Origin of the sequence: Kineococcus arenarius subsp. arenarius (assembly GCF_050871845.1) — a bacterium.
In the GTDB taxonomy this organism is placed as follows: Bacteria; Actinomycetota; Actinomycetes; order Actinomycetales; family Kineococcaceae; genus Kineococcus.
This window is the reverse complement of the sequence record NZ_JBJLSE010000176.1, coordinates 1-3027: the sequence shown is the minus strand read 5'-3', so window position 1 is coordinate 3027 and position 3027 is coordinate 1. Positions and strand designations below refer to the sequence as shown.

Here is a 3027-nt window from a genome sequence, read left to right as displayed (position 1 = left end):
CGCACCCGCCGTTGCGGGTGCGCGAGGGCGGTGGGGCCCCGATCGTGGAGCCATGAGCTCTCCGACGGTCGGTGACCACGTCGTCTCGCGCCTGGCGCGGTGGGGCGCCCGCAGGGTCTACGGCTACCCCGGCGACGGCATCGGCGGGGTGGTCTCGGCGCTGGGCCGCGCGCAGGCCGCCGGTGAGGCGGAGTTCGTGCAGGTCCGCCACGAGGAGACCGCGGGTTTCGCCGCGACAGCGGACGTGAAGTTCGGCGGCAGCCCGATCGGGGTGTGCGCGGTGACCTCCGGCCCCGGCGCGGTGCACGCCCTGAACGGGCTGTACGACGCCAAGCTCGACCACGTGCCGGTCGTGGCGCTGCTGGGGCAGAGCGCCAGCAACTCCCTCGGCACGAGCTACTACCAGGAACTGGACCTGGTGCGGCTGTTCTCCGACGTGGCCGGAGAGTTCGTGTTCCAGGTCAGCGACCCCAGCCAGGTGCAGCACGCGGTGGACCGGGCCGCGCGCACCGCGCTGGAACGGCGCACCGTCACCGCGATCGTGCTGCCCAGCGACCTGCAGGACGCCGACGCCGTCCTCGAGGTGCCCGTCGCGCACGGCTACACCCACACCAGCGCCGTGCCCGGTTCCCTGCCGGGGACCCCGCGCCCGGAGGCCCTGGCGCAGGCCGCGCGGGTGCTGCGCTCGGGGAAGCGGGTGGCGATCCTCGCCGGCGCCGGGGCCCTCGGCGCCACGGAGGAGCTCACCGCGGTGGCCGACCGGCTCGGCGCCGGGGTGGCGAAGGCGCTGCTGGGCAAGGCGGTCCTGGACGACCGCCTCGACTGGGTGACCGGCGCGATCGGTCTGCTGGGCACCCGGCCGAGCTGGAACCTCATGCAGGGCTGCGACGTGCTGCTGATGGTCGGCACGACCATGCCGTACAGCGAGTACTACCCCGAACCCGGCCAGGCCCGCGGCGTGCAGATCGACGTGGACGGCACCCGTTGCGGGCTGCGCTACCCCACCGAGGTGAACCTCGTCGGGGACGCGCAGCAGACGCTGGCTGCGCTGCTCCCGCTGCTGGAGGGCGCGGAACCCGACCCGTCCTGGCGCGAGGAGATCGCCGGGTGGAACTCGACCTGGCGGGCGTGGGGCGAGGAGCGGGCCGCGGCGAAGGCGAACCCGCTGAACCCGGAACTGCTCGTGCGGGGCCTGTCCCAGCGGCTGCCCGACGACGCGATGGTCGCCGTGGACTGCGGCACCGCCACCAGCTGGTACGCCCGCGACCTGGACCTGCGGCCCGGGATGCTCGCGTCGCTGTCCGGCACGCTGCTGTCGATGGGCGGCGGGATGCCCTACGCGCTGGCCGCCAAGCAGGCGCACCCGGACCGGCCCGTGCTGGCGCTGATCGGCGACGGCGCGATGCAGATGAACGGCATCAACGAGCTCATCACCGTCGCGCAGCGCTGGCGCACGTGGCAGGACCCGCGGTTCGTCGTCGTGGTGTTCAACAACCGGCAGCTGTCGTTCGTGGCGTGGGAGGCGCGAGCGATGCAGGGCGAGGTGCCGTTCGACGCCGCGATGGACGTGCCCGACCTGCCGTACGGGCAGTACGCGGGCCTGCTCGGGCTGGGCGGGGTGCGCACCGAGGGGCCCCAGGGCCTGGAGGCGTTGCTGGACGAGGCGTTCGCGGCGCGCCGGCCCACCGTGATCGACGCGGTGGTGGACCCGGACGTGCCGATGATCCCCCCGCACGTCACGCTCGAGCAGGTCGCGAACACCGCGAAGGCCACCGTGAAGGCGGGCCTGCGCGGGGAGGCGTCGGCGGCGCAGATCGTCGTGGACGGCGTGCGCCAGACCGCGGGCGCCGCGGCCAGGGTCGTGCGCCGCGAGCGCGACTGACGCCCGTCCCGGGAGCCGGCGGGCTCCCCCGCCTCAGAACCCGCCGCCGCCGGGGCGCATCCAGGCGTTGCGGCCCATGGCGCGCAGCGCCGCGCCCGAGCCGTCGACCTCGGGGTCCCGGCCGGCGCGCAGGGTGTCGTCGCGGACGGCCGCCTCGCGCCGCCGCGAGCGGCGCAGCGCCCGCACGGCGCTGGTCACCAGGACCACCGCGAGGAGCGCGAGCAACCCACCCACCAGGACCCGGTCCGCGCTCGCCACCGTCCCAGTCTGCGGCACGAACGGCGTGCGGGCACGGGGATGAGCGCTCCGGCCCACGGGTGCGGGCGCGCTCGGTCGCCGGCGGTCGCCCCTGCGGTCCCACCTTCGTGCCGGCGCCGCGGTGGTTGTGGACCGCGCCTCGAAGCGCCACAATGGCGCCATGCCCAGCGTTCAGATCAAGGGCGTGCCGGACGAGACGCACGCCGTCCTGCGGCGACGCGCAGCCCTGGCGCACCAGTCCCTGCAGGAGTACCTGCTCGCCAGGCTGGTCGAGGAAGCCTCCACCCCCTCGCTCGACGAGGTCCTCGGGCGGGCCGGCGGGCGGGCCGGGGGCAGCCTGTCCTTCCGCGACGCGGTGGAGGCGGTGCACGACGACCGTGATCGTCGTTGACGCCAGCGTCCTCGCCCCCGCCCTCGCCGACGACGGCCCCGACGGGGATCGAGCCCGCGAACGCCTCCTCGGGGAGGTCCTCGCCGCACCCGAGGTGATCGACCTGGAGGTCGCCTCGGTGCTGCGCCGCGCGGTCGCCGGCGGGGCCCTCCCCCAGCGCCGCGCCGACCTGGCGCTGACCGACCTGATCGACCTGCCGCTGCGACGCGCCGCCCACCGCGGCCTGCTGCGCCGGTGCTGGGAGCTCCGGCACACCGTCACCAGCTACGACGCCGCCTACGTGGCGCTGGCGGAGGCGCTGGACGTCACGCTGGTCACCGCGGACGCGCGCCTGTCCCGCGCACCGGGCACCACCTGCGAGGTGGAGGTCCTGCGCTGACAGTGAGGATGTACGAGGACTCCGCGCCGGTGGGTCTGACCCTTGCTCTGACTGACCTCGTGTCTTCAACGGGATCTGTCGACCGGCCGGCGCGGAGCCCTCGTGCACCTGCCGAAC

Annotated in this window: 4 protein-coding genes; 3 read left to right on the top strand and 1 reads right to left on the bottom strand. The window is 75.2% G+C overall.

What is annotated here, in order from left to right:
* Positions 1-52 precede the first annotated feature (52 nt).
* On the top strand, positions 53-1882 hold the full coding sequence (locus ACRYM0_RS20670; protein WP_432507727.1) for a thiamine pyrophosphate-requiring protein: 1830 nt from the start codon (positions 53-55) through the stop codon (positions 1880-1882).
* 33 nt (positions 1883-1915) lie between these two features.
* Here the strand turns inward: ACRYM0_RS20670 and ACRYM0_RS20665 are convergent, their stop codons facing one another.
* On the bottom strand, positions 1916-2140 hold the full coding sequence (locus tag ACRYM0_RS20665) for a hypothetical protein (protein ID WP_432507726.1): 225 nt from the start codon (positions 2138-2140) through the stop codon (positions 1916-1918).
* 160 nt (positions 2141-2300) lie between these two features.
* On the opposite strand from ACRYM0_RS20665, the gene ACRYM0_RS20660 reads away from it, so the two are divergent.
* Complete coding sequence (locus ACRYM0_RS20660; protein WP_432507725.1) at positions 2301-2531, top strand: FitA-like ribbon-helix-helix domain-containing protein; 231 nt, start codon at positions 2301-2303, stop codon at positions 2529-2531.
* Positions 2518-2910 (top strand): type II toxin-antitoxin system VapC family toxin, encoded by a 393-nt coding sequence (locus ACRYM0_RS20655; protein ID WP_432507724.1) that lies wholly within the window; start codon positions 2518-2520, stop codon positions 2908-2910. The genes ACRYM0_RS20660 and ACRYM0_RS20655 overlap by 14 nt, the downstream gene beginning before the upstream one ends.
* Positions 2911-3027: the final 117 nt, after the last annotated feature.